Origin of the sequence: Stenotrophomonas thermophila (genome assembly GCF_001499715.1) — a bacterium.
Classification (GTDB): Bacteria; Pseudomonadota; Gammaproteobacteria; order Xanthomonadales; family Xanthomonadaceae; genus Stenotrophomonas; species Stenotrophomonas hibiscicola.
Window position 1 is genome coordinate 217,637 of record NZ_CVIW01000023.1, and the last position, 23,542, is coordinate 241,178.

Consider the following 23,542-nt stretch of genomic DNA (forward strand, 5'->3'; position numbering starts at 1 on the left):
TGGCAGCGCAAGCAGGAGACAGGCAAGTGGGTGTCAATCTGAACAACAGGAGTTTTGCCATGAACAACGTCAAGCGTCGGGCTAGCGCTCGCAAGGTACTCAAGCCGGTGGCCAAGGTGCTGGGTGTTGCCTTGGCGCTGTCTGCCACCAATGCTGGGGCGTTTGGTCCGGTGCAGGAAACCGGTCCAGCGCTGATGCAGCACATCTGGAATCAGATCAATACTCTGCAGTCCAAGCTGCAGGAGAAGACCCAGTTCGTCAAAGAGAATACCCAGTGGCTGAAAGACTGGAATCAGACATTGACCGAGTACAGAGAGGCGCTCATCAAGGTGCAGGGCATCATGAATGACTTCGGGCTTCCAGATGCAGCGCCCCTGACGCCAGTAGCTTCAAAGTACCTGGTGGCTGAAACCTGCGGTACTGGGGCTGATCTCAAGGATATGTTGCCATCGCTGGTGTTTGATTCCACGGGTGACTGGAAGAAGCAGCAGACCCAGATCTGCGTGAACATCCGCATGATGCAGAATCGCAAATACAACGATGCGGTTGATTTCATGTTGCGCACAGGTCCCTCATTCGCGAAGAGCCTTGAGTCGATCGCTGACCTGAGATTCGGTAGCAACCTGAAGGGCAACATAGATGCGGTTGCGAGCGACTCCCTTCGCACTGCAAACGAAATGAATGCAACTGTCCAGAACTTCGATAGTCGGATGAAGGCATATGACGCCTACATCCAGGTGATGGAAGCGAATCAGAAGATCGTCGCCCAGAATGCCCTGAAGGGAAAGAAGGGCCTGGCTAGCGATCTGGTCAAGACGGTGGCGCTGAAGACTGCGCTGAGCATCGATTGATCGACGCCGGAAATACTGAAATGCATCAACCGGGAGATCGGCACCCGGCATGAAGGAATCAGACAGGAACATCAGGAATGAACATTCGATCGATCACGAGCTTTGACTTCTCAGGTGGCTTGCACGAGCTGCTTGCCTATGCCGTGCGGGTACAGTCGATCGGAGACTTTGTGTTCTTCCGAACGATCCTCGGCTACCTGCGTAAGCGGATCGATGACTTTGGCATTCAGTTGTTGGGCCACATGATGGCTTGGGTGGGCGGCATTGCCCTGACACTCATGACGTTGTGGGTGCTTATTCAGGGATTCCGCATTGTTACCGGCCGGAGTCGTGATTCGATGATGGTACTGGTGACAAACATGGCGCGCGCGGCACTGATTGTCAGTGTCGCCACCAGCATGGCGATGTTTGGCGGGACTCTGAAAGATTTTCTCACCAAGGATCTGAAGAACGAGATTGCTCACGTAGTGACCGGCAAGAACGACTCGCCGGAAGATCAGATCGACAAGAGTCTGGCATGGATGCAGGTGGGCCTGTCCAGTATCGATGCGATCAAGGTGTTGGATGATGGAAACCTGCGTGATGACAAGAATCGCGCACTCTGGGCGGTAGGCTTGGGTACGGGCGGCCCCGCCGTGACGGCAGGTTCGATGCTCTTGCTGTATGAGGTCGCCCTGGCGCTCTTCATTGGCCTGGGGCCTCTGTTCATCCTTTGCTTGCTGTTCGATCAGACGAAACAGTTGTTCCAGAAGTGGCTGTTCTATGGCATCGGTACGATGTTCTCGATGGCAGTGCTGGCCGCCATGATTTCCATAGCGCTTGATATGGTGATCCGTGTATCGGCTGCCTTCTGGACCAGTGCTCTAGTGGACAAGTACCTTCTCAACCCGGACGGCAGTGTTGATTTCACCAGTCAAGCGCTGCAGCAGGGCGGCATGGGCCTGATTCTGACGACCTTGATTCTGACTGCGCCCCCAATGGCGGCCATGTTCTTCCAGGGCACCTTGGGTAGCTTCATGGCATATTCGCAGATAGGTGGCAGTGCGGCCTCAACTCCTAGTGCTGATGGTCGGCCTCCGGGTACCTACACACCTCCTTCGCCATCGAAGAGCGAAGGGCATTCGAGTCATCAGGATGGTGGTGTCACTATAAGGAACTCTGCTCCAAGCACTTACACGCCGTCCAATCAGAAGCAGGGGCAGTATGGCTTGGCGGATTGATGGATCTGACTTAGGTTGAAGGATGTGTGTATGAATAGTGACCGCGCAGCTCAAGTTCTGAGGTGCTCTCTTGCAGCAATCCTAATTTTTGGGGCCGGCGGCGCTGCCTTCGCCGAAGGACGGTGTCCTCCAGGCCAGTATCCGATTGGCGGGCAGGGTGCCGGCGGATGCGCGCCAATACCTGCTGGTGGATCAGGAGCGGAAAGCCCGCGTCCAACGGGGCGGTGGATCAAGACTTGGGGAGCATTTGCCGCCTCGCCTTCCGGAATCGCAGGAGCGGCAAGTGGGTGGAGGAAGAAGGTGGATGCGGGAAGCGCGGCGGTGAGATCCTGCTCTGATGCAGGCGGTCGGGATTGCCAAGTGAAGTTCACCTATAAGAATCAATGCGCGACGGCGGCTGTTTCGAATGCGGGAGCCGGAGGGACTTTCTACTCTGCTGCAGCCACAAAGGAGGAGGCGGCAGGCCTATCCTTGGCGCAATGTCGTGCTGCTTCCAAACGGACATGTGAAGTTGTCATGTCCAATTGCACCGAGCCGGAGTTTGAGAAGTTTTGAATAATTGCCCGCATTTTTCTCATGATGCGGCGATAGAATGGCCCGCCGTTGAGCGGGCTGTTTCTTTTCTGCGCCCATCAAACTAAGAAGAACTCTACTCTTGATGTTGGGAGATTCTCGGTATGATCAGGCGTTCAGCAGCGACAAATTTGGCCGCAGCAATTGACGTGGCGGGTGCTGCGCTCACATCTGAGTAGGTCCGGGCAGCAGTAGCGCGACATGGGCTTGATCCTAGCGAACACTATCTGACTGTCGCCAATGGCGGCCATGTTCGTCTAGGGCGCCTCGGGCAGCTTCATGGCATATTTGCAGATGGGTGGCAGTGCAGTCGAATACGGGCAGGAGGCGCGATGTCTTGGAGGCTTACGCTTCTACGGAGTTGGCGGGTGATCCTGGGCCTTTTGTTCGCCGCAGTCTTCCAGTCGGCAGCGTTCGCGGAGGGCGGGTGTCCTCCGGGGCAGTATCCTATTGGCGGGCAAGGTGTCCAAGGATGCGCTCCGATCCCTGGGGCGGGTGACGGCTCGCTCAAGACGCCGTAACCCGGAGGGAAGTGGATCAAAACGTGGGGCGCGATCTCTGTTTCTCCTGAGCGTGCGTCCGAGTGTCTACCGGGAAGCGTAGTAAGTCTGAGGCAGAGGCAGAGGCTGTGATGCAATGCCGGCACTCAGGTGGTCGTGCCTGTCGAACTTCTTTTTCCTACGAGAATCAGTGCATTGCTGCGGTCGCTGCACCCGTTCTGCTTGCGTCTGCACGAGCGTTAAGTGCCTGATCAGCGCTGCCGTCATCTCCAAGTAGGCATCCATTCACGTTAACCGCACTCTTTCTGTGATCAAGTGCGCTTTTCATCCCAAGCCCCCTTCGACGAGACCCGCCTCCTCGAAGTAAGCTGCGTGCGCGTCAAAATCCCGACGCGCCGGTGCCATCGAACGCAGGAGCTTTTCCGTCCATGAGGACTGTGTCCCCCCGCGGTGCGGGTGACGCTTGCCACCATCGCGGTTGCCGTGGGCTCGGGGCTATCATCCGCCGTGGCGGCCGCCGGGCACGTGCGGGGCATCGCCCCGTTTCCGGCCTCCGCTCGGGAACTGGCAAGACGGGATTGAAGGAGTTGCAGGGGATGGAGAAGGGGAGTGGCACGCACATGGACAATGCCCTGGCGTTCGTTCCGTCCGGCGCGAACCTGCTGGAAGCTGTACGCGGCGATCTGACCGGCAATGGTTTCCAGGACCAGCTCCTGGTGATCGACCAACCTCCTCCGGAGGGCTTGTTGCCCGGCGAGCACGGACCGAACCGGGTCCTGCTGTTGCTGCTGGGCGATGCCACGGGCCGCTGGCAGCTGGCGGCACGCAACGACAAGCTGGTGCCGTGCTCAACGCGCGGTGGCATGGCCGGTGACCCCTTCGCCTACGTGACGATTGAAGACGGCGCGTTCAGCGTGATCACCAACGGCGGCAGCCGCGAACGCTGGAGCAGCGTCTACACCTTCCGGTATGCACCTGCCGAGCAGGCGTGCTGGGTGCATGGCGTGCAGCGCAAGGTGGTGGACACCGAAACCGAAGCGACCCACACGCGCGATTTCTCCGCGGCCGAGCTTGGCCGGGTGCGATTCGAGGATTTCGACCCTTCCGTCGTCGCCGACGTGAGCTTGCCCTGAGTGCCATGCCTGTGAGGAGGCGGGAGTATCCAACGATGATCGAGCAGGAGTTTCACCGTGTCGCAGGATAGGGAGTCGTTGCTGTTGCGGCAGGCCACGGAGGCCGGCATGACTTCGTCCCGGGAACTGGCCAACTTCATGGCGCAGGCCGGGCATGAATCCCGTGGCTTGAGCCGTCTCAACGAGAGTTTCAACTTCACCCGGGGCATCTCGCAGATCCCGGTGGAAGCAGCGTGGCGCAATGGCAACGGTGCGCTGGAGAGCGCCCGTCAGGACGCGCTGCGTGGCCGCCCGGAAAACCTGGCTGAGCTGATGTACGGCGGGCGCATGGGCAACGATGCCCCTGGCGACGCACTGAAGTATCACGGCCGCGGCTATCTGCCGCTGGTCGGCAAGGAGAACTATGAGCGTGCCGGCAAGGCGCTGGAACTGGACCTGGTGAATCACCCGGAACTGGCCGCGCAGCCCGAGCACGCAGGTCGCATTGCCGTGTGGCAGTGGCAGACGCGGGTGCCGGAGGCGGCACGCGAGGATGTGCGCGAAGCCACGCGTGCCCTGAATGGCGCGCTCAACGGCATCGAAGCCCGCCAGCAGCGTTTTGACGTGTGGCAACAGAAGCTGACTCCCGATGTGATGGCGCGCCTGGAGCGCGGCGAAGTGGGGGCGCTTGCCCAGCAGGCAACGGGACGCGACATGTCGCAACCGGGCGAGCCGGGATACACGCTGTTCTCGGGAGCGCGCCAGCACCTGCAGCAGATGGGGCCGCAAAGCGGTCTGCGCAGCGTACAAGAGCTCGACAATGCCGCTGGCGCATTGGCGCTGGGGGCGCATAAGGCCGGCCTGTCGCGCATCGATCATCTCCTGGCCGGCAATGACGGTCGCACGCTGTTTGCGGTACAGGGTGGGCTGGGCGATCCGGCCATGCTGCGCGCATCGGTCGATCGCGAACAGGCGGCGCAGCAGCCGCTGGCGCAGAGCAGCCAGCAGTTGGCCGCCAGCGTCGCCCAGCAGGACCCCGCGGCCGCGCTCGCCCGCGAGCAGGAGCAGCGCTCTCGATCCCTGTAGCACTTGATGCCGGCGGGCAGGGTGCCTGCAGGCGCTTTACGTACGACGCGTGGCGCCCTGTGGCGCCGACATGGAAACCCAATCGTAAGGACACCACATGCGAATCGTTACCTCGAATGCCCGGCACGCTGCTGCCCGCTGCAATGCATCCGCGCGCCGCCTGCCGCCACTCTGGCTGCTGTCACTTGGACTCGCCGCAGCGTCGGCACAGGCTCAGGAGGCCGCAGCACCCCTCGTGGAGACGCCCCCCGCTGCCGAGGCGGCCTTTGACGCGCCTGCAGGGACGGCGCACGTTGCAGCACCCACGGCGGCCGACGCCGTTGTCGTGGCGCCGACGCCCGAGGTGTCGGCTGCCGTGACACCCCCTGCGACCCCTGTGGTGGACGCGCAGCCGGCGCCGACTGCGGATCCGGCGCCGGCGCCCGTTGCGCCCGCAGCGGCGGCACCTGTGGCTGCACCGCCCGCCTCCGTCGAGCCAACCGTTCCCGCGGTAGCCCCCGCTCCGCCCGCATTGGCCATCGTGCCGTTGCCGCCAGAGCAGGCGACCGAGCGGGCGCTCGGTGCCCGCTGCCCGGTGGATCTGGCCGGGCGGCTGGCGACCCAGGGCGACCTGCTGATTGGCGCCTGCCAGGGCACCATGCCGGCGCATCTGGCAGCGTTGCTGGTCGCGCTGCCCGTGCAGGACATCCACCTGCCGCGCAGCTGGCGCGAGCGTGAGGTGCGGCAGAAGGCATGGTTCAAGGCGGTGCCGGGCTATGGCCAGCGCCCGGACTTCATCGTGCGGATGGGCGACATCTGGGTGCGTTCGCTGGAAGGGCGCGACGCCGACAGCACGTTCTATCTGGTGTCGGCGCCGTTCACCTGCAGCGACCAGGTCGCCAACCGCGATGAGTACGGCGCGGAGCCGGTCCGCGTACCCGCAGGTGATTGCCGCGAGGCCTATGTGGCCCAGCGTGTGTACCAGGTCCGCGGGGATGCAGCGCCGCGGGATGTGACCGCCGATGCCATGCCGGTCATGCCGCAGCAGACGGAAGCGGATCGTGCGCGGCAGCTGTCGCGTGAGGGACGGATCAGCCTGGACCACAGCAAACTGCAGTATGGCCCGGCAATGCGTTGGTTCGTGCAGTACCCGGAGACGGTGCAGAAGGGCGGTCCGCGCGCCTACAGTGACTGGAACCGTGAGCACATCGCGTTCGTGGTCTGGACCGGTGATCGCTTCGAGCTGCGCGAGAAGGTCGCGCGCGCGCAGTGGCCCTGTGACCCGGTGGCACCCGGCGATCGCGCCTGTGGCGGATTCCCGGATTCCGGGCCCGATCTGTTCGTGACGGCCGCAGCATCCGTGCCAATGGCAGCGTCCAGCCCCTGAGCCGGAGTCTCGAAGTGATGCGGGAGCCGGGCTGACCGGCTCCCGCGCTGCATCAGGCCTGCAGGCTGCGGGTCTGGTTCCGCTGCTGTTCCAGCTGCTGGTCGCGCTCCAGCGCAACGCGCTGGTCGGCGGCCTGCTGGTCGATGCGCTGGCTGCTCTGTTCCAGCGGGGTGTTCATCGCCACTGCCGTATCCACCGACACACGAAGGTGGGCGGGGTCACCGCCCTGGCCCTGCACGGCGAAGCTGCGCGAGGCGTCGGCATTCATGACCACTTCGTCGATGCGCTTGCCGCCTGCTGCGTGCATTTCGGCGGCCAGACTGCCTGCCAGTTGCGTGCTCATCACGTCTGGTACCCGGCCGACGCGGACATCCTGCGCGTGCACGCCACGGATCGCGTCGTTGAACAGTGGGTTGCCCACATGGTTGGCATCGTCCATTCGCAGCATGCTGGTGTGATGGCCGTTCTTCTCCGCTTCGCGGCGTGCCGGCTCACCGGGCTGCAGCGGGCCGCGGATGTGGTCGTACAGGTCGACGGCGCCGCCCGGAATGCCCCGCGCCGCGCGGGTGACACCACGGCGCAGTGATTCAACGTCGTCGCGGTATTCCTCGATCATCCTGGCGTTGTCTTTTGCCAGCTTCTGCGTTTCCGGGTGCTGCAGCACCGAGCCGTCACCGAGGAAGTTGCCCAGCTTGTGCGCGCCGAACGAGCTGCCTGCGGCGATGATCGGCCGGTCGGGGATAAGGGCGCGCAACGAGTGATTGCTGAAACCGTTCGCGGCGAGCGTGCTGATTTCATTCGGCCTGGCGTAGATCCGCACCTGGCCGAAATGTGGCGACGCCGCGCTGACCGGATCGGAGGCCATGACATGGTTGATCATGGTGTTGCCACCTTCCGGGATGCGGTAGCTGAGGCTGACCGCGCCATAGGCGTTGAAGGTCTCGCCCTTGACGTTGAAGTGGTGCGAGGTGATCTGGGCCAGCGCGCCGCCGAGGGAGTGACCGGTGACGGTGACCTGGGGAGCAGGTATACCGTTCAAGCGAGACTGAAGCGCGACGCCTTCAAGCGTCCTCTGTGTCAGGGCAATCGCGTCAGGAGCCTGCACGTTCGTGCGTGCCACCACCATGCCGCCATCGGTCAGAATCGCATCGCGAGCTATCTGCTCGGTGCCGCGATGCGCAATGACGATCTCTTTGGTGTCTACTCGCTGATAGACGGTGCCTTGATAGCCGTTGAGGCGATTATTGACGTGCTCAAGTATCTTGTACTCATGGCCGTTTAACGTGACTTTCTCCTCTAGGCCGGGTTCACGTCGGCCGACGGCCCGATCCTTATAGGCGTCATCAGATAGCGCGGCGTAATCCTGGGAGGTGATGGTCACGGCGCCACCTCGCTTGCGGAGAGGGTGATCGTAAACAGCTTGTCCTGAAGGTCAGGGGCGTAATTGCTGCGATTGGGCTCGCCACTGGCGGGGAAATTGGGAACGCGATCTGCCTTCGGATAGACCAGATCCGGATAGTAGAGCGTATGTGCGCCACCTTCGGTCAGCGGCTTGGCGTCGACGAAGGTGAGGAAGCGGGTTTCTTCTTCAGCACCCGTTGCCTTGAGCATTGCCCCGGCGCCGGTGAACTCCCACCTGCACACGCCGCGGCCGTAGTAGTCTTCATCCAGCATGCGGTCCACATACAGCGTGCCCCGGTACTCGCCATCAGCGACCTTGCGCAGTTCCACCGGCTCCTGGCTGGTAATCCGTGCAGCCGTGCCGGTGGCCGGCTCGATATAGCCGCACTGGTCTTCATTGGTGACGTCGTACTGGGCCACGCCCTTGACCAGCGCGAAATCGCCGGGGGCGTCCTTCAGGCGCAGCACCAGTTCATAGGCCTTGCGCGGGCTGGGGTTGAGCTTGGCGAGGCCGCGCCCACCCTGGGCGACATCGGCTTCAGCAGCGGCACGTTCCTGGTTCATGGCGGTCTCCGGATGGCAGGCGGTCAACAGAAGCAGAGCAAGGCACGGAATCATCTTGTGGCGCAATGTCGGCCTCCTGGTGTGTAAGGCTGAATGTGGCACTGGCGGCTCATGGCACCAGCTTCTGCACAGTGGTGGTGGATGAGAACAACGCGTTACGTAGTTCCTCTTTGTAGGCCGACGGATCTTCTTTACCGCTGGCAGGGAAGTTGGCAGCAAGCTCGGCGCGGGGATAGGCCGTCTTCGGGTAGTAGAGAGTCAGCGGCGATCCTGCGTCCATGCGCTCTTTATTGACGTAGGTCAGGAATCGCGTATCGGCTTCGCCGTTCGTCGCACGCAACATCGCGCCAACACCGGTCAGCGTCCAGTGGCACGTACCGCGATCGTAATAATCCTGATCCTGCATGCGGTCGAGGTAGAACATACCGCGGTATTCGTTCTCGCCCGTCCTGCGCAGTTCCACCGGTTCCTGGCTGGTGATGCGGCTGGCCGTGCCGGTGGACCAGATGACCCGCCCGCAGTCTTCGTAGTTGCTGACGTCGTACTGGGCCACGCCCTCCACGATCACGAACGGGCCCGGCGCGTCCTTCAGTGTCAGCACCAGTTCGTAGGCCTGCTTCGGTGCCGGGTTGAGTTTGGCCAGGCCGCGTCCACCTGCGGCGACGTCACGCTCGGCATCGGCGTAGGGCGAACATGCCGCAAGCGGGACGAGGGCGAGCAATGCCAGCAGCGGCCGTCCCCTTGGTTCGGGGCGAACTACACCCATGGCGCGATCCTGCATCGTGCGTCCGTGTCCATCTATCCTTCCTGGGTGGCAGGTATCTCGATTATGGAACGTGCCGGGAGCGCTGTGCCACCCTTGGAGACGGATTTTTGACGCGCTGGGGAGGCATTGCCCGGTCGGATCGCTTGCCGCACAAGGCTCGCGATCGTCACGGTGGCATTGCTGCCGGGGGCATCTCTGCGGCTGAATCCGTGACTGAAATCAATCATTCACATGTCCATCACTTTATAGAAGGCGCTTTCCTTGAACTGCATGATCCGCCCTGAAAACCGCGAAGACCGTGCTGTCATCCACGCAATCACCGAGGCAGCCTTCCGCGAAGCCCCGCACAGCAGCCATACCGAGCAGTTCATTGTGGATGCACTGCGTTCGCGTGGAGAGCTGAGTCTCTCGCTGGTCGCCGAGAAGGACGGGCAGGTCGTCGGGCATGTTGCCTTGTCGCCGGTGACGATCAGCGATGGCAGCACCGGCTGGTTTGGCCTGGGGCCAATTTCGGTGCTGCCCGGATGGCAGGGGCAGGGTGTTGGCGCGGCGCTGATGCACGCGGCGCTTGATGCATTGCGTGAGCAGGGGGCGCGGGGCTGCGTATTGCTGGGAGAACCCGCGTACTACGGTCGATTCGGATTCCGCGCCGAGCCGGGCCTGGTGCTGCCGGGTGTGCCGCCAGAGTACTTCCAGGCGCTGTGCCTGCGGCCACCGATGGCGCAGGGAGAGGTGCAGTACTCACCGGCATTCGAAGCCACGGCCTGATGATCGGGGGCGGGCCTCGAACATCCGTCAGCCGTTGTGCCGGAGATGGATCAGGGGATACGGACGGCCCTGCGAATCGAGCGGTGAGCGGCCGGTTTCGACGAAGCCCATGCGCAGGTAGAAGCCAACGGCCTGTGCGTTCTGCTCATTGACGTCGGTAGTCAGCTGCGGATGCCGGGCCAGCGCGTGCTGCAGCAGTTGCCGGCCGATACCAGTGCCGCGCACGTCCGGATCGATGAACAGCGCTTCCATGTGCGTGCCGTCGATCAGCATGAAGCCCAGTGGCCGATCCTGTGCATCGACCGCAACGGTCATCGGCGCCTGCGGCAGGAAGCTGGCGACTTCGGCATCGATGGCCTGGCGGTCTTCGGCGCTGAGAAAGTCATGGGTGGCGTCGACGGCGCGGCGCCAGACATCGATGAGGGCGACGCCGTCGTCGGCACGCGAGGGGCGCAGGGTGGTCATGGGTTCACCAAGGTGCTTTCAATGAGCACGTAGTATCGCGCGTCCCGATCCAGCGCGCAGGCGTGGATTCATCCGGTGGTGCGATGGCGGATGAAGGGGCTGTAGGCAGTGGCCTCCGCGCGCAGCACCACGCCATCCTCGAAATCGTCGCTGTCGTTGAAGGGCACGGTGGGCCACTGCGTCCAGTGCGCCAGGCGTTCGCGGTAGTAATAGGTTGCTGCAGCCAATGCCTCGTCGTGTGCCTGCACGCGCTCCGGTGCCAGCCCGGAACGCACACCGTGCACCACATGCGGTTCCAGTACGTCGAAGCCGACGTAGCGTAGGCAGTACATCAACGGCCACAGCAACAGACGGGTATCACCCTCGCGGCCATCCACCGCGCAGGCCCGTGCCGAAGAGCCGGTGGTGACGCTGAGCAGGGCACGCTTGCCGCGCATCGCGCCGTGTTCGTGGCGCAGGCGACTGTTGTACATCGGCCCGTAGACCAGCACGCGGTCCAGCCAGCCCTTGAGGATCGCCGGTGCCGCGAACCACCACAGCGGAAACTGGAGGATGACCCGATCCGCGGCCTGCAGCAGCTGCAGATGGCGCTGCACATCGGCGGGTAGTCGGCCCTGTTCGGCGCCGTAGCGCTGTTCGCGCTGGGCATCGAAGCGGCCGGGCTGCAGGCGACTTGAATGATGGTGGGCCGCTTCGAGCGGATCGAAGCCCTCTGCATACAGGTCGACCACGTCCACCTCCAGCGCGTCATGCCGCAGCTGCTCCGCGGCCTGCGCGGCCAGGTGGGCGTTGAAGGAGCGGGGTTCGGGATGGGCAAGCAGGATCAGGGCGCGCATGGGGCGAGGTGTTCGAGGAGTGTGCGACCATCCTCGCGGCGCCGGTATGGCCCGGCAATTACGCACCTTGAGGTAACCATGGCCTATCCGGGCGATGTCTATGCCGCCGATTGCTCGGCACGCGATGCGCTGGCGCTGATCTCGGGCAAGTGGGTGATGCTGCTGTTGCCGGCGCTGGCGCAGGGCCCGCAACGCAATGGCGCGCTGCTGAGGAAGATCGAAGGCATCTCGCAGAAGGTGTTGACCCAGACCCTGCGGCAGCTGGAGCGCAACGGCCTGGTCGAGCGGTGTGAGCGGGGCAGCAAGCCACTGCATGTGGAATACCGGCTGACCGAGGTCGCACGTGGACTGGTTGACACGCTGTCCGCCCTGGACCGTTGGGCCGAGCACAATTTCCCGGCGCTGGACGCTGCCCGCGAGCGCTTCGACGCGCGTTAGCGCCGCCTGCACGGCCGCGCGCGTACAATGCGGCCCCGGCGGCCATCCTGGCCCTGCAGACACGCGAGAACCGCCATGACCGACGCCCTGGGTGTACCGGTGCACGACGCCGATGAACACTGGATGCGCCATGCGCTGGCGCTGGCCGAGCGTGCGCAGCGCGAGTACGATGAGATCCCCGTTGGTGCGGTACTGGTGGGCGCCGATGGCCAGCTGCTGGGCGAGGGCTGGAACCTCAACATCGCCTCGCACGATCCCAGTGCGCATGCCGAGATCGTGGCCATGCGGGCCGGTGGCACGCGGCTGGCCAATCATCGGCTGCTCGGCAGCACCCTGTACGTGACCCTGGAACCGTGCGCGATGTGCGCGATGGCCATCGTGCATGCACGCGTCGCCCGCTTGGTCTACGGCGCCAGCGACCCCAAGACCGGCGCCTGCGGCAGCGTGTTCGACCTGCTGGGTGATGCCCGGCACAATCACCGGGTGGAGATCCACGGTGGAGTGCTGGCCAAGGAGGCCAGCATGCGCCTGACCAATTATTTCCGCGCCAAGCGCGGCAAGCCGCCATTGCTGCTGGAAGACCACGCCGGCGAGGGCTGAGGGGCGAAAGGGTATGATGGGCGCCCCTTTCCTTCACCGGTGGGCCGCGCGCCTGCCCAGCAACGAGGCGACACATGGCGGACAACGGCGCGGCCAACGAGCGACTGATCTGGATCGACCTGGAGATGACCGGGTTGGATACCGACAACGATTCGATCATCGAGATCGCTACGGTGGTCACCGACGCCCAGCTCAATGTGCTGGCTGAAGGCCCCGAGTTTGCCATCCACCATCCGCTGGAAACGCTGGAAGCGATGGACGAGTGGAACCGCAACCAGCATCGTCGCTCGGGCCTGTGGCAGCGTGTGTTGGACAGCACCACCACCCTGGGCCAGGCCGAAGCGCAGACGGTGAACTTCCTGGCGCAGTGGATCCCGGCCGGCCTTTCGCCGATGTGCGGCAACTCGATCTGCCAGGATCGCCGCTTCCTGCACCGCCAGATGCCGCGGCTGGAGAAGTACTTCCACTACCGCAACCTGGACGTGTCCACCGTGAAGGAACTGGCCAAGCGCTGGGCGCCGAGCGTGGCCGCCGGCGTCGGCAAGAACAGCAACCATACCGCGCTGAGCGATGTACACGATTCAATCGCCGAGCTGCGCCACTACCGCCAGTTCATGGGCGCGCTGTCGGGCCTGCCGGTTGCCTGACAACGACGCCGGGCACGGCCCGGCGCTACCGGATGACACGCGAACTGGTAGTGCCGGCCGCTGGCCGGCAAGGCGCCGGATCCGCCCCTTCTGGCGTGCCTCGCGACGAACCGTTCAACTCCCTGGCGCTAAGATCGGCGCCATGAACGAGCCGATCCTGCTTCCCCGCGACATCCCCCACGACGCCCGCGACTGGTCCGACCTGCAGCGCGCGGTGGCCCTGCTGGAAGCGCCGACCCTGACCGCGCGCATGGCCAACCTGGTCGGCACGCCGCTGGAGTTCGCGGTGAAGGCGCTGCCCAGCTCGGTCTCCAACCGCATCCACGGCGCCGTGCAGGCGGCGCTGAGCAAATCGGCACAGGCCGCGCTGTGGAGCATGGACAACCCCCCGGCAAGGGGGCGTCCACCCGCTGGCACAAACTGGCGGCGGCCACCTCGGGCGCGGTCGGTGGGGCCTTCGGCTTCGCGGCCTTGTTCATCGAGCTGCCGGTGTCGACCACCATCATGATGCGTGCGGTGGCCGACGTGGCCCGCAGCGAGGGCTTCGACCTGTCCGAGTTCAGCACCCGCCAGGCGTGCCTGGAGGTGTTCGCGCTGGGCGGCAACTCGCCGCGCGATGATGCCAGCGAGACCGGCTACTACCTGGCCCGCGGCTTCACCACGGATGTGATGCGCCACCTGTCGGCCGAGCTGGCCGGGCGCGTGGTGACCGGCCGCGACCTGACCCTGGGCGTGGCGCCAAAGGAAGCTGGCAAGCTGCTGGCGAAGATGGTGGAAAAGGTGGCGGCGCGCTTCGGCGTGGTGGTTACCGAGAAATTCGCCGCACAGGCGGTGCCGATCGTCGGTGCTGCCGCCGGTGCAACGCTGAATACCATGTTCACCGACTACTACCAGGACATGGCGCGCGGCCACTTCATCGTGCGCCGGCTCGAGCTGAAGTACGGGGAAGATGTGGTGCGCGCCTGCTATGACCGCGTGGCGCATGGCGCGGTAAGGATCGAGCCAAGGCTGGAGTAGATCCACGCCATGCGTGGATGAGCCCTCGTACCGGGTGATCCTTGCCGTGGGGGAACAACTGTTTTGCCAGTGCGTGCCTGTTGCCTGGCGGGGGCCATCCCCATTCTTGGTGGCACTCCTCCCGCAAGAGATCGCCGCCATGTTGTTCACTCCTCATCATCTGGGCGCACTGACGCTGCCCAACCGCATCGTGATGCCGCCGATGACCCGCTCGCGCTCGTCGGCCGGCAACGTGCCCACTGCCGAAATGGCCACGTTTTACGCGCAGCGCGCCAGCGCCGGCCTGATCGTCAGCGAAGGCACCCAGATCAGCCCTCAAGGCCAGGGCTATGCCTGGACCCCGGGCATCCATAGCCCGGATCAGGTGAAGGGCTGGCGCCGGGTGACCGATGCCGTGCACGCTGCCGGCGGTCGCATCTACGCCCAGCTGTGGCATGTCGGCCGGGTCTCGCATGTGGCGCTGCAGCCGGGCGGCGCCGCTCCAGTGTCCTCGTCGGCGTTGTTGGCGGAAGGCGTGAAGGTGTTCGTCGACCCGACCGGGGCAGGTCCCGAAACCGGGGTGGGCGAAATGATCCAGCATTCGATGCCGCGCGCGCTGCGCGAAGACGAGATTCCGGGCATCGTCGCCGACTACGCCCATGCGGCACGCAACGCGCTGGACGCAGGCTTCGATGGCGTAGAGTTGCACGGTGCCAATGGCTACCTGATCAACCAGTTCATCGACTCGCAGGCCAACCAGCGCACCGATGGCTATGGCGGCGCGTTGCAGAACCGCCTGCGGTTCCTGCGCGAGGTGGTGCAGGCGGTGGTTGCGGTGGTCGGTGGTGATCGCGTCGGCGTGCGCTTGGCGCCACTGACCACGTTGCAGGGCGCGGTGGACGATACGCCGCAGGCGACCTATCTGGCGGCAGCCCACCTGTTGGGCGAACTCGGCGTCGGTTACCTGCACATCGCCGAGGCCGACTGGGATGATGCACCGTTGATGCCGGTGGCGTTCAAGCAGGCGTTGCGCATGGTCTATCCGGGCACGCTGATCTACGCCGGCAAATACACCGCCGAGCGTGCCGAGCAGGCACTGGCCGAAGGCTGGGCTGACCTGATTGGCTTCGGCCGGCCGTTCATCGCCAACCCGGATCTGCCTGAGCGCCTGCGGCTGGGGGCGGAACTGAATCCGCCGGATCGTGCGACGTTCTTCGGTGGCGGAGCGGTCGGCTTCACCGATTACCCGACGCTGGAAGAGAGCGTCGCGGCCTGATCCTGAAGGCTGCCGGCCAACGGCCGGCACTACCGGGAGGCGAGGGATAGTGCCGGCCGCTGGCCGGCATTCCAGTCAGGCGGCGAGGGGGTAGTGCCGGCCGCTGGCCGGCATTTCAGTCAGGCGGCGGGGGTAGTGCCGGCCGCTGGCCGGCAGCCCGGGGATGGATCAGGGCTTGTCGCGCACCAGCGCGTCGGCCTCCACCACGCTGCCATCCTTTCCATGCAGGTACAGGTGCATGTCCTGCTGCGGGTACGGGATGTTGATGCCGGCCTTGTCATAGCCCAGCTTGAGCTGCTCCAGCAGCGTGACCTTGGTGCCGAACCAGTCGGCCGACTTCACGTAGCAACGGATGCCGAGGTTGATGGCGTGTGCGCCCAGCTCGTAGACCACCACGTCCGGTGCGGGGGTCTGCAGCACGCGCGGGTCGGCCTTCATCAGCGCCAGCGCGGTGTCGCGTGCCAGCTGGATGTTGTCTTCGTAGCCGATGCCGATCACCAGTTCGACGCGGCGCGTCGGCTCGGCGGTGAGGTTGATGATCGGCGCGGCGGTGATCAGCGTGTTCGGAATGGTGGTGTGCTGGTTGTCGGCGCCAGTCAGAACGGTCTGGAAGATGCGCACTTCGCGCACCGTGCCGGTCTGTCCGGCCACGGTGACCACATCGCCCACGCGGAACGGTCGCAGCGTCACCAGCATCACGCCCGAGGCGATGTTGGACAGCGAATCCTTCAATGCAAGGCCAACAGCGAGGCCAGCGGTGCCGAGCACGGCCAGCAGCGGGGTGATCTTCACGCCGAGCGTGTCGATGGCCAGCAGCGCCACGATCACGAGTGAGGTGGCATAGACCACGTTGCGCAGGAAGCTGCCCAGCATCGGGTCCACGCCCATGCGCGCAGTGGCGCGCGGCATGGCATTGGACAGGCGTCGTGCCACCCACAGGCCCACAAGCAGCACCACGATCGCGGCCAGCAACGGCACGCCGTAGGTTTCCAGCAGGCGCTCCCAGTCGAGCGAGTGGAACCAGGGCGTTGCGGCGGGGGCGGGGGTGGGAGGTGCGACGGCGATCATGCGGAAGTCCTTTGTTGCGTAGCGATGTCTGCGTGGGGCAGGGCGTGCGCGGACGCCAGAAACAACAAGCCCCGCAGAGGCGGGGCTTGCGTGCAGCAGCAGTATGGGCGGACGTCGATGAAAGCGACGTCAGCCCATCACGGCATCAGCCGTTGGCCTTCAGCTTGGCCAGGCGCAGCCAGGTATCAACCACGGTGTCCGGGTTCAGCGACACCGACTCGATGCCTTCCTGCATCAGCCATTCGGCCAGATCCGGGTGATCGGACGGGCCCTGGCCGCAGATGCCAACGTACTTGCCCTTGGCACGTGCTGCCTTGATCGCCATCGACAGCAGCTTCTTCACTGCCGGGTTCCGTTCGTCGAACAGGTGCGCGACGATCGACGAGTCGCGGTCCAGGCCCAGGCTCAGCTGGGTCAGGTCGTTGGAGCCGATCGAGAAGCCGTCGAAGATCTCCAGGAACTCATCGGCGAGCAGTGCGTTGGACGGCACTTCGCACATCATGATGATCTTCAGGCCGTTCTCGCCCTGCTTCAGGCCGTTCTGTTCCAGCACCTCGACGACCTTGCGGCCTTCTTCCAGGGTGCGCACGAACGGAATCATGACCCACAGGTTGTCCAGGCCCATTTCGTTGCGCACGCGCAGCACGGCCCTGCACTCCAGCGCGAAGGCGGCCGAGAAGCTCGGGTCGACGTAACGGCTGGCGCCGCGGAAGCCGATCATCGGGTTCTCTTCGTGCGGCTCGTAGTTGCTGCCGCCGATCAGGTTGGCGTACTCGTTGGACTTGAAGTCCGACAGGCGCACGATCACCGGGTTCGGTGCAACCGAGGCGGTGAGCGTGGCGATGCCTTCGGCCAGGCGGTCCCCGTAGAAGCTGACCGGATCACCGTAGCCGGCGATCTTCTCGTCGATCTTCTTCTTCGTTGCCGCGTCCTGGCGGTCGTATTCCAGCAGCGCGTTCGGATGGATGCCGATGTGGCTGGCGATGATCATTTCCAGGCGGGCCAGGCCGATGCCGGCGTTCGGCAGCTGGCCGAAGTCGAAGGCACGTTCCGGGTTGGCCACGTTCATCATGATCTTCAGCGGGGCCGGCGGCATGTTGCCCAGATCGGTCGTGGTGCGTTCGAAGCCGAGCTTGCCTTCGTAGATGAAGCCGGTATCGCCTTCAGCGCAGCTGACGGTGACCAGCTGGCCATCCTCGATGACCTGGGTGGAGTTGCCCGAACCGACCACGGCTGGCACGCCCAGCTCGCGCGCGATGATCGCGGCGTGGCAGGTGCGGCCACCGCGGTTGGTGACGATGGCCGAGGCGCGCTTCATCACCGGTTCCCAATCGGGATCGGTCATGTCGGCGATCAGCACGTCGCCCGGCTGCACGCGGTTCATGTCGTCCAGCGTTTTCACCACGCGGGCCACGCCCGAACCGATCTTGGCGCCGACGGCACGGCCCTCGGCCAGCACCTTGCCGCCCTTCTCGGTCAGCGCGAAGCGCTCGATCTGGGTGGCGTGGCTGCGCGACTTCACCGTTTCCGGGCGCGCCTGCACGATGAACAGCTTGCCGCTGACACCGTCCTTGGCCCACTCGATGTCCATCGGGCGGCCGTAGTGCTTTTCGATGACCAGCGCCTGCTTGGCCAGTTCCTGCACGTCCTCGTCGCTGATCGAGAAGGTGGTGCGCAGTTCGGCCGGGGTGTCTTCAATACGGACGCGCTCACCGGGGACATCCGAATACACCATGCGGATCGCCTTGCTGCCGAGCGAGCGGCGCAGGATCGCCGGCTTGCCGGCCTGCAGGGTGGGCTTGTAGACGTAGTATTCGTCCGGATTGACCGCGCCCTGCACGACCATCTCGCCCAGGCCGAACGAGGAGGTGACGAACACCACGTCGCGGAAGCCGGACTCGGTGTCCAGGGTGAACAGCACGCCGGAGGAGCCGACGCCCGAACGCACCATCAGCTGCACGCCGGCGGACAGGAACACGTCCTCATGCTTGAAACCGTGGTGCACGCGGTAGGCGATGGCGCGGTCGTTGTACAGCGAGGCGAACACTTCCTTGACCTTGTGCACGACGTCGTCGGCACCGGTCACGTTGAGGAAGGTTTCCTGCTGTCCGGCGAAGGACGCATCCGGCAGATCCTCGGCAGTGGCAGACGAACGCACGGCCACGGCCACGTCGCCGCCGCCATTCTCGGCGCTCAGCTTGGCGTAGGCGGTGCGGATGTCCTGGTCCAGCTGCGGCTGCAGCGGGGCGTCAATTACCCAGCCGCGGATTTCCTTGCCGGCGGCGGTCAGCGCATTGACGTCCTCGACGTCCAGCGTGGCCAGCCTGTCGAAGATGCGCTTGGACAGGTCGTTGTGCGCGATGAAGTCCTTGAAGGCTTCAGCGGTGGTGGCATAACCGCCCGGCACCGAAACGCCCAGACCGGCCAGGTTGCCGATCATCTCGCCCAGGGACGAATTCTTGCCGCCTACGCGGGCCAGATCGGCCAGACGCAGTTCGTGCAACCACAGGATGTTCTCGTTCAAGCGCGATGCTCCGTTTGGCCATCGCCCGAGGCGGGCTGAGTGGCCGCGTCCGTAGGAAGAAGCCGATATGATGCCGGGCAGAGCACCGTCGGCACAAGCTTGTGCTGGCGGCCTTTTTAAGCTTCGTAGGGGGTAAAAGCGCGCATGTCGACCATCCGTCCGGTGTTCTACGTTTCCGATGGAACCGGTATCACCGCTGAAACCATTGGGCATAGCCTGCTGACCCAGTTCTCCGGATTCAGCTTCATTACCGACCGAATGTCGTTTGTCGACGACCCCGAAAAAGCGCGTGAAGCCTGCGCTCGGATCCAGGCGGCAGGTGAGCGCTACCAGGTCCGGCCGATCGTGGTGAACTCCTGCGTGGACCAGAGCCTGAGCCTGATCCTGGCCGACAGCGGGGCGCTGATGCTGGATGTGTTCGCGCCGTTCATCGAGCCCCTGGAGCGTGAACTGGCCAGCCCGCGCCTGGCCCGGGTCGGCCAGGCCCACGGCATGGTCGATTTCGATACCTACCACCGCCGCATCAACGCGATGAACTTCGCCCTGACCCATGACGATGGCATTGCGGTGAACTACGACGATGCCGACGTGATCCTGGTGGCGGTGTCGCGCGCCGGCAAGACGCCCACCTGCATCTACCTGGCCCTGCATTACGGGGTGCGCGCGGCCAACTACCCGTTGACCGACGAGGACCTGGAAAGCGACCGCCTGCCGCCGCGCCTGCGCAACTACCGACGCAAGCTGTTCGGGTTGACCATCGACCCGGACCGCCTGCAGCAGATCCGCCAGGAGCGCCGCCCGAACTCGCGCTACGCCAACCTGGACACCTGCAAGCGCGAGGTGGCCGCGGCCGAGACCATGTTCCGCATGGAGCGGATTCCGACCCTGAGCACCACGCATACCTCGATCGAGGAGATTTCCAGCAAGGTGCTGGCCACATTGGGGCTGCAGCGCGAGCTGTATTGATCCGTGCGCCACGAGCAACGGTCGTGGCCTACCTCCGGGGTGATGACCCTCCTGCGCTGGGGCATCGACCCTCCTGCACGGTGGGTATCGACCGTTGGTCGATACCGAGCCCCTTTGGTCGGGGTGATCCCGCCCCCACGTTGAAGCACCAACGTGTAGGATCGACCCATGGCCCGAGCCTTGCCCCGTACCGAACGCATTCCCCGCCTGAGCCGGCTGAGCTGGCTCATGGGCCTGTACGCGGAGAACTACCGCCATCTGGTGCGCCTGTTCGAACCGGCTGGACTGATGACGGGCAGCTACGTCTCCTCGGTCGGCGATGGCTTGGACGTTCGCCTGGACGTGATCGAGTGCCACCGCTACACGGTGGAACTGCGGCTGACCTACGACATTGCCGACCCGGTCACCGGCGAGCCGGATCCCTCGGCCTATGTTCGCCTGTACCGTGACGCGCGCCAGGCCGAGACCACCCATTGCTACGTCGGCCGCCGCTGGCAGGACACCATGGGCCTGTACCCGCCGCCGGCGGAGTTGATCAGTCATCGCATGCGGATGAACACCTTCCTCGGCAAGTGGCTGGAATACCTGGCCGAGCGCGGCCACGGCGTCGCAACGCTGCGCCGTGACCCCGATGGCGCCGGTGCGCCTGCCGAGCGCCGCCTGTCGCTGGTGCGCTGATCGGCCATAATCCAGGGCTGACCTGCCGCTGGATGCCGCCCCATGCCGTACACCCCGATCGTCGCCACCCTGGGCTATGTGCTGTCGCCCGATCGTCGCCAGGTGCTGATGATCCATCGCAATACCCGTCCCGGTGACCATCACCTCGGCAAGTACAACGGCCTGGGTGGCAAGATCGAAGCGGACGAGGACGTGGCGGCCAGCATGCGCCGCGAGATTGCCGAGGAAGCCGGCATCGACTGCACCGGCATGCGCCTGCGCGGCACTCTCAGCTGGCCCGGTTTCGGCAAGCACGGCGAAGACTGGCTGGGCTTCGTGTTCGTCATCGACAGCTTCGAAGGTACCCCGCACGGCGGCAACCACGAAGGTACGCTGGAGTGGGTAGATCTGGACAAGCTGGACACGCTGCCGATGTGGGAAGGCGACCGCAACTTCCTGCCGCTGGTGTTCGACGCCGACCCGCGCCCGTTCCACGGCGTGATGCCGTACAAGGACGGGCGCATGGTCAGTTGGTCCTACAGCCGGCTGTGACCCGGTGAATCGGGGAGGTGCCAACCATTCCGGGGAGTGCCAATCTGGGTTGGCACGCTCTTTTGGTTGATTAATACCCGGGCAATATTGACAGTCATAAATTACCCGGGCAATATTCGCGCATCACCTCTGATGCCATTGCCATGCCTGCGTCCCGACTCCCTCCTTTCAGTTGCTTCGACGGCCACCGCCTGGTTGCTTCCGGTGCACCGGAAGTGGCTGCGCTCGCGTTGAAACAGCTGCGCGCCGGCAACGCTGCCGGTCCGCTGCTTGTGTTCGACAACGTTACCGGCCGCACCCGCGATTTCGATACGCGCGGCAGTGACGCAGAAGTGCTGGCGCGGGTCGTCGAAGCCTTTCCCGCCGCCGTCGAGGCGGATGCCGGCGTTACTGCCGAAGAGGCGCCGGCAACTCCGCGTGGCCGCGGCCGCCCCAAGCTGGGCGTGGTCGCACGCGAAGTGACCCTGCTGCCGCGCCACTGGGCGTGGCTGGCCGAGCAGCCCGGCGGGGCCTCGGTAGTGCTGCGCAAGCTGGTGGAGGCGGCCAGCCGTGCTGGTGCCGACAAGGACCGGCAGCGCCGCCACAGCGAGCGTGCCTATCACTTCCTGCAGACCATCGCCGGAGACCTGCCGGGTTTCGAGGAGGCCATCCGTGTCCTGTTCGCGCACGACCGGGCGGGCCTGGAAATGACGTTGCGCAGCTGGCCCGAGGATGTGCGCAATCACGCCCTGCGCCTGGCCTTCGATGATTCTTCGGACCACGCAGACGGCTGAGCCACTGCGCCGTTGCTGAGCGGCGGCGCCACCTGATCGCGGGCCACGACCGCCCGCTCCCCTGTGCTTGCTTTGCTGGCGGAAACGCCGGGCAGGGCAGCGCCTTGCCCAGAGAACCCCATGGACACCCCCGCACATCCGATCCCCCCGGTCGCGCCGCCCCTCTGGCGCACCTATCTGATCCTGCTGCTGCCGATGCTGCTGACCAACGCGTTGCAGCTGGCCGCAGGCACGCTGGACAACATCTACCTCGGCCATCTACTGGGTACGCAGGCGGTGGCCGCCGCCGCAGCGTTCTCTCCTGTCTTCTTCCTGCTGCTGGCCCTGGTAATGGGTCTGGCGACCGGTGCGATGGTGCTGATCGGCCAAGCCTGGGGCGCGGGCCGGCCGCAACAGGCGCGCGCGGTGGCCGGCAGTGCGGTGGCACTGATTCTGCTGTTGTCGCTGCTGGTGATGGGCGTGGGCGGCGTGTTCGCGCCGCAGATGCTGGCGGCACTGGGGACGCCGGCGCCGGTCCTCGGCGAGGCCATCGTCTATGCGCGGGTGCTGCTGCTGAGTGCGCCGGTGTTCTTCCTGCTGTGGCTGGCGACGGCCGTGAGCCGCGCGGTGGGTGATGCAAAGACGCCGCTGCACGCGCTGCTGCTGGCGACCGTGCTCGGCCTGCTGTGCACGCCACTGCTGATCCTCGGCTGGGGCGGCCTGCCGCAGCTGGGCGCGGCCAGTGCCGCGGTGTCGGCAGCATTTGCCTCGCTGCTGGCGTTGGTCTGGTTGCTGTGGAGCTGGCATCGCCTGGGGCATCCGCTGGCACCCGGCCATGAGCTGCTGCGGGCCATCCGTTTCGATGGCGCGATCATTCGTTCGATGCTGCGCATCGGCGTGCCGTCCTCGCTGCAGATGCTCAGCCTGGCCATTGCCGAGATCGTGTTGCTCGGCTGGATCAACCGCTATGGCTACACCGCCACGGCGGCCTACGGTGCGGTCAACCAGTTGATGAGCTGGGTGCAGCTGCCGGCCATGTCGCTGGGCATCACCGCCACCATCCTCGCCGCGCATGCGATGGGGGCAGGACGTGCGGCACGATTGCCCGCCATTGCCCGCACCGGGGTGCTGCTGGGCCTGGCGATGCTGACGGTCGTGGTGCTGCTGGTGATGGCGCTGGCGCCGTGGCTGACCGGCCTGATCCTGGCGGCGCCGGAGGTGCGCGAACTGGCCGCACTTCAGCTGCGCACGGTGGTGTGGGGCGTGCCGGCGATGGGCGGCACCACGGTGCTGGTCGGCGTGATGCGCGGCAGCGGGACTGTGCTGCTGCCGGCGTTGCTGGGCATGACAGCGGTGTTGCTGCTGGAGCTGCCACTGGCGATGTGGCTGCAGGCGCGGCACGGGCTGACCGGCCTGTGGTGGGCGTGGCCGCTGGGACTGGTGGCGATGCTGGTGTTGCAGATGATGTGTTTCGCGAGGTGGCGCAGCCGGTTGCCGGCGGCGGCCTGACCGCAGCGCCATTGCCGGGGCAGCCGGCCAGCGGCCGGCTCCACCGCTC

The 23,542-nt window shown here is 65.0% G+C and carries 24 protein-coding genes and 1 pseudogene; 18 read left to right on the forward strand and 7 right to left on the reverse strand.

What is annotated here, in order from left to right:
* The first annotated feature begins 59 nt into the window (after window positions 1-59).
* From BN1263_RS12075 to BN1263_RS12095, 7 genes are all read left to right on the forward strand, one after another.
* A complete protein-coding gene (locus tag BN1263_RS12075; protein WP_058981392.1) occupies window positions 60-851 on the forward strand; it encodes a hypothetical protein in 792 nt (263 codons plus the stop codon).
* A gap of 77 nt (window positions 852-928) precedes the next feature.
* Window positions 929-2,071 carry a TrbL/VirB6 family protein gene (locus BN1263_RS12080; protein ID WP_058981395.1) on the forward strand — a complete coding sequence of 381 codons (1,143 nt, stop codon included), beginning with the start codon at window positions 929-931 and terminating at the stop codon, window positions 2,069-2,071.
* 30 nt (window positions 2,072-2,101) lie between these two features.
* Window positions 2,102-2,626 (forward strand): DUF4189 domain-containing protein, encoded by a 525-nt coding sequence (locus BN1263_RS20095; protein WP_260832945.1) that lies wholly within the window; start codon window positions 2,102-2,104, stop codon window positions 2,624-2,626.
* A 601-nt stretch (window positions 2,627-3,227) separates the two neighbouring features.
* Window positions 3,228-3,395 carry a DUF4189 domain-containing protein gene (locus BN1263_RS21005; RefSeq protein WP_080398812.1) on the forward strand — a complete coding sequence of 56 codons (168 nt, stop codon included), beginning with the start codon at window positions 3,228-3,230 and terminating at the stop codon, window positions 3,393-3,395.
* A gap of 345 nt (window positions 3,396-3,740) precedes the next feature.
* A complete protein-coding gene (locus BN1263_RS12085) occupies window positions 3,741-4,277 on the forward strand; it encodes a hypothetical protein (protein ID WP_019660284.1) in 537 nt (178 codons plus the stop codon).
* Window positions 4,278-4,334: 57 nt separating this feature from the next.
* A complete protein-coding gene (locus BN1263_RS12090) occupies window positions 4,335-5,342 on the forward strand; it encodes an XVIPCD domain-containing protein (protein WP_058981397.1) in 1,008 nt (335 codons plus the stop codon).
* A 97-nt stretch (window positions 5,343-5,439) separates the two neighbouring features.
* Window positions 5,440-6,708, forward strand: a complete 1,269-nt coding sequence (locus BN1263_RS12095; RefSeq protein ID WP_448226385.1) for a hypothetical protein — start codon at window positions 5,440-5,442, stop codon at window positions 6,706-6,708.
* Between the two features lie 52 nt (window positions 6,709-6,760).
* Here the strand turns inward: BN1263_RS12095 and BN1263_RS12100 are convergent, their stop codons facing one another.
* From BN1263_RS12100 to BN1263_RS12110, 3 genes are read right to left on the reverse strand one after another with little or no spacing between them, the layout of a single operon-like run.
* Window positions 6,761-8,089 carry an XVIPCD domain-containing protein gene (locus BN1263_RS12100; RefSeq protein WP_058981400.1) on the reverse strand — a complete coding sequence of 443 codons (1,329 nt, stop codon included), beginning with the start codon at window positions 8,087-8,089 and terminating at the stop codon, window positions 6,761-6,763.
* Window positions 8,086-8,739 (reverse strand): hypothetical protein, encoded by a 654-nt coding sequence (locus BN1263_RS12105; protein WP_021202801.1) that lies wholly within the window; start codon window positions 8,737-8,739, stop codon window positions 8,086-8,088. The genes BN1263_RS12100 and BN1263_RS12105 overlap by 4 nt, the downstream gene beginning before the upstream one ends.
* Before the next feature lie 43 nt (window positions 8,740-8,782).
* Window positions 8,783-9,439: a hypothetical protein gene (locus BN1263_RS12110; RefSeq protein ID WP_058981444.1), complete on the reverse strand. Its 657-nt coding sequence runs from the start codon at window positions 9,437-9,439 to the stop codon at window positions 8,783-8,785.
* 261 nt (window positions 9,440-9,700) lie between these two features.
* Here BN1263_RS12110 and BN1263_RS12115 point away from each other — a divergent pair, with 261 nt between their 5' ends.
* Window positions 9,701-10,207, forward strand: coding sequence for a GNAT family N-acetyltransferase (locus BN1263_RS12115; RefSeq protein WP_058981402.1), 507 nt, complete (start codon window positions 9,701-9,703; stop codon window positions 10,205-10,207).
* Window positions 10,208-10,234: 27 nt separating this feature from the next.
* On the opposite strand, the gene BN1263_RS12120 is transcribed toward BN1263_RS12115, so the two are convergent.
* Together BN1263_RS12120 and BN1263_RS12125 are read right to left on the reverse strand one after the other, a co-directional pair.
* On the reverse strand, window positions 10,235-10,672 hold the full coding sequence (locus BN1263_RS12120) for an acetyltransferase (protein WP_058981403.1): 438 nt from the start codon (window positions 10,670-10,672) through the stop codon (window positions 10,235-10,237).
* A gap of 68 nt (window positions 10,673-10,740) precedes the next feature.
* Window positions 10,741-11,508: an NAD(P)H-dependent oxidoreductase gene (locus BN1263_RS12125; RefSeq protein ID WP_058981405.1), complete on the reverse strand. Its 768-nt coding sequence runs from the start codon at window positions 11,506-11,508 to the stop codon at window positions 10,741-10,743.
* A gap of 78 nt (window positions 11,509-11,586) precedes the next feature.
* Between BN1263_RS12125 and BN1263_RS12130 the strand changes: the two genes are divergently transcribed.
* The 5 genes and pseudogenes from BN1263_RS12130 to BN1263_RS12150 all read left to right on the forward strand — a co-directional run bounded on the left by BN1263_RS12130 (window position 11,587) and on the right by BN1263_RS12150 (window position 15,465).
* The gene (locus tag BN1263_RS12130; RefSeq protein WP_032961582.1) at window positions 11,587-11,946 is read left to right on the forward strand and encodes a winged helix-turn-helix transcriptional regulator; all 360 of its coding nucleotides are present in this window, start codon (window positions 11,587-11,589) and stop codon (window positions 11,944-11,946) included.
* A gap of 75 nt (window positions 11,947-12,021) precedes the next feature.
* Complete coding sequence (gene tadA, locus BN1263_RS12135; RefSeq protein WP_058981408.1) at window positions 12,022-12,546, forward strand: tRNA adenosine(34) deaminase TadA; 525 nt, start codon at window positions 12,022-12,024, stop codon at window positions 12,544-12,546.
* A gap of 74 nt (window positions 12,547-12,620) precedes the next feature.
* Entirely contained in the window at window positions 12,621-13,193 is a 573-nt protein-coding gene (gene orn / locus BN1263_RS12140) for an oligoribonuclease (protein ID WP_058981410.1), read from the forward strand.
* A 142-nt stretch (window positions 13,194-13,335) separates the two neighbouring features.
* A pseudogene (locus tag BN1263_RS12145) lies at window positions 13,336-14,210 on the forward strand (EcsC family protein).
* A gap of 139 nt (window positions 14,211-14,349) precedes the next feature.
* Window positions 14,350-15,465, forward strand: coding sequence for an alkene reductase (locus BN1263_RS12150; protein WP_058981411.1), 1,116 nt, complete (start codon window positions 14,350-14,352; stop codon window positions 15,463-15,465).
* Window positions 15,466-15,633: 168 nt separating this feature from the next.
* Here BN1263_RS12150 and BN1263_RS12155 read toward each other — a convergent pair whose 3' ends face one another.
* Together BN1263_RS12155 and ppsA are read right to left on the reverse strand one after the other, a co-directional pair.
* A complete protein-coding gene (locus tag BN1263_RS12155) occupies window positions 15,634-16,533 on the reverse strand; it encodes a mechanosensitive ion channel family protein (protein ID WP_058981412.1) in 900 nt (299 codons plus the stop codon).
* Window positions 16,534-16,678: 145 nt separating this feature from the next.
* Window positions 16,679-19,057 carry a phosphoenolpyruvate synthase gene (gene ppsA, locus BN1263_RS12160; protein ID WP_058981413.1) on the reverse strand — a complete coding sequence of 793 codons (2,379 nt, stop codon included), beginning with the start codon at window positions 19,055-19,057 and terminating at the stop codon, window positions 16,679-16,681.
* Window positions 19,058-19,201: 144 nt separating this feature from the next.
* Here ppsA and ppsR point away from each other — a divergent pair, with 144 nt between their 5' ends.
* The 5 genes from ppsR to BN1263_RS12185 all read left to right on the forward strand — a co-directional run bounded on the left by ppsR (window position 19,202) and on the right by BN1263_RS12185 (window position 23,493).
* Window positions 19,202-20,023, forward strand: coding sequence for a phosphoenolpyruvate synthetase regulatory kinase/phosphorylase PpsR (ppsR, locus tag BN1263_RS12165; protein ID WP_005417170.1), 822 nt, complete (start codon window positions 19,202-19,204; stop codon window positions 20,021-20,023).
* Between the two features lie 168 nt (window positions 20,024-20,191).
* Window positions 20,192-20,701 carry a DUF1249 domain-containing protein gene (locus tag BN1263_RS12170; protein ID WP_058981414.1) on the forward strand — a complete coding sequence of 170 codons (510 nt, stop codon included), beginning with the start codon at window positions 20,192-20,194 and terminating at the stop codon, window positions 20,699-20,701.
* A 42-nt stretch (window positions 20,702-20,743) separates the two neighbouring features.
* Window positions 20,744-21,232 carry an NUDIX hydrolase gene (locus tag BN1263_RS12175; protein WP_005417168.1) on the forward strand — a complete coding sequence of 163 codons (489 nt, stop codon included), beginning with the start codon at window positions 20,744-20,746 and terminating at the stop codon, window positions 21,230-21,232.
* A gap of 143 nt (window positions 21,233-21,375) precedes the next feature.
* Window positions 21,376-22,005 carry a DUF2239 family protein gene (locus BN1263_RS12180; RefSeq protein WP_058981415.1) on the forward strand — a complete coding sequence of 210 codons (630 nt, stop codon included), beginning with the start codon at window positions 21,376-21,378 and terminating at the stop codon, window positions 22,003-22,005.
* 120 nt (window positions 22,006-22,125) lie between these two features.
* The gene (locus tag BN1263_RS12185; protein WP_058981416.1) at window positions 22,126-23,493 is read left to right on the forward strand and encodes an MATE family efflux transporter; all 1,368 of its coding nucleotides are present in this window, start codon (window positions 22,126-22,128) and stop codon (window positions 23,491-23,493) included.
* The last annotated feature ends 49 nt before the right edge of the window (window positions 23,494-23,542 follow it).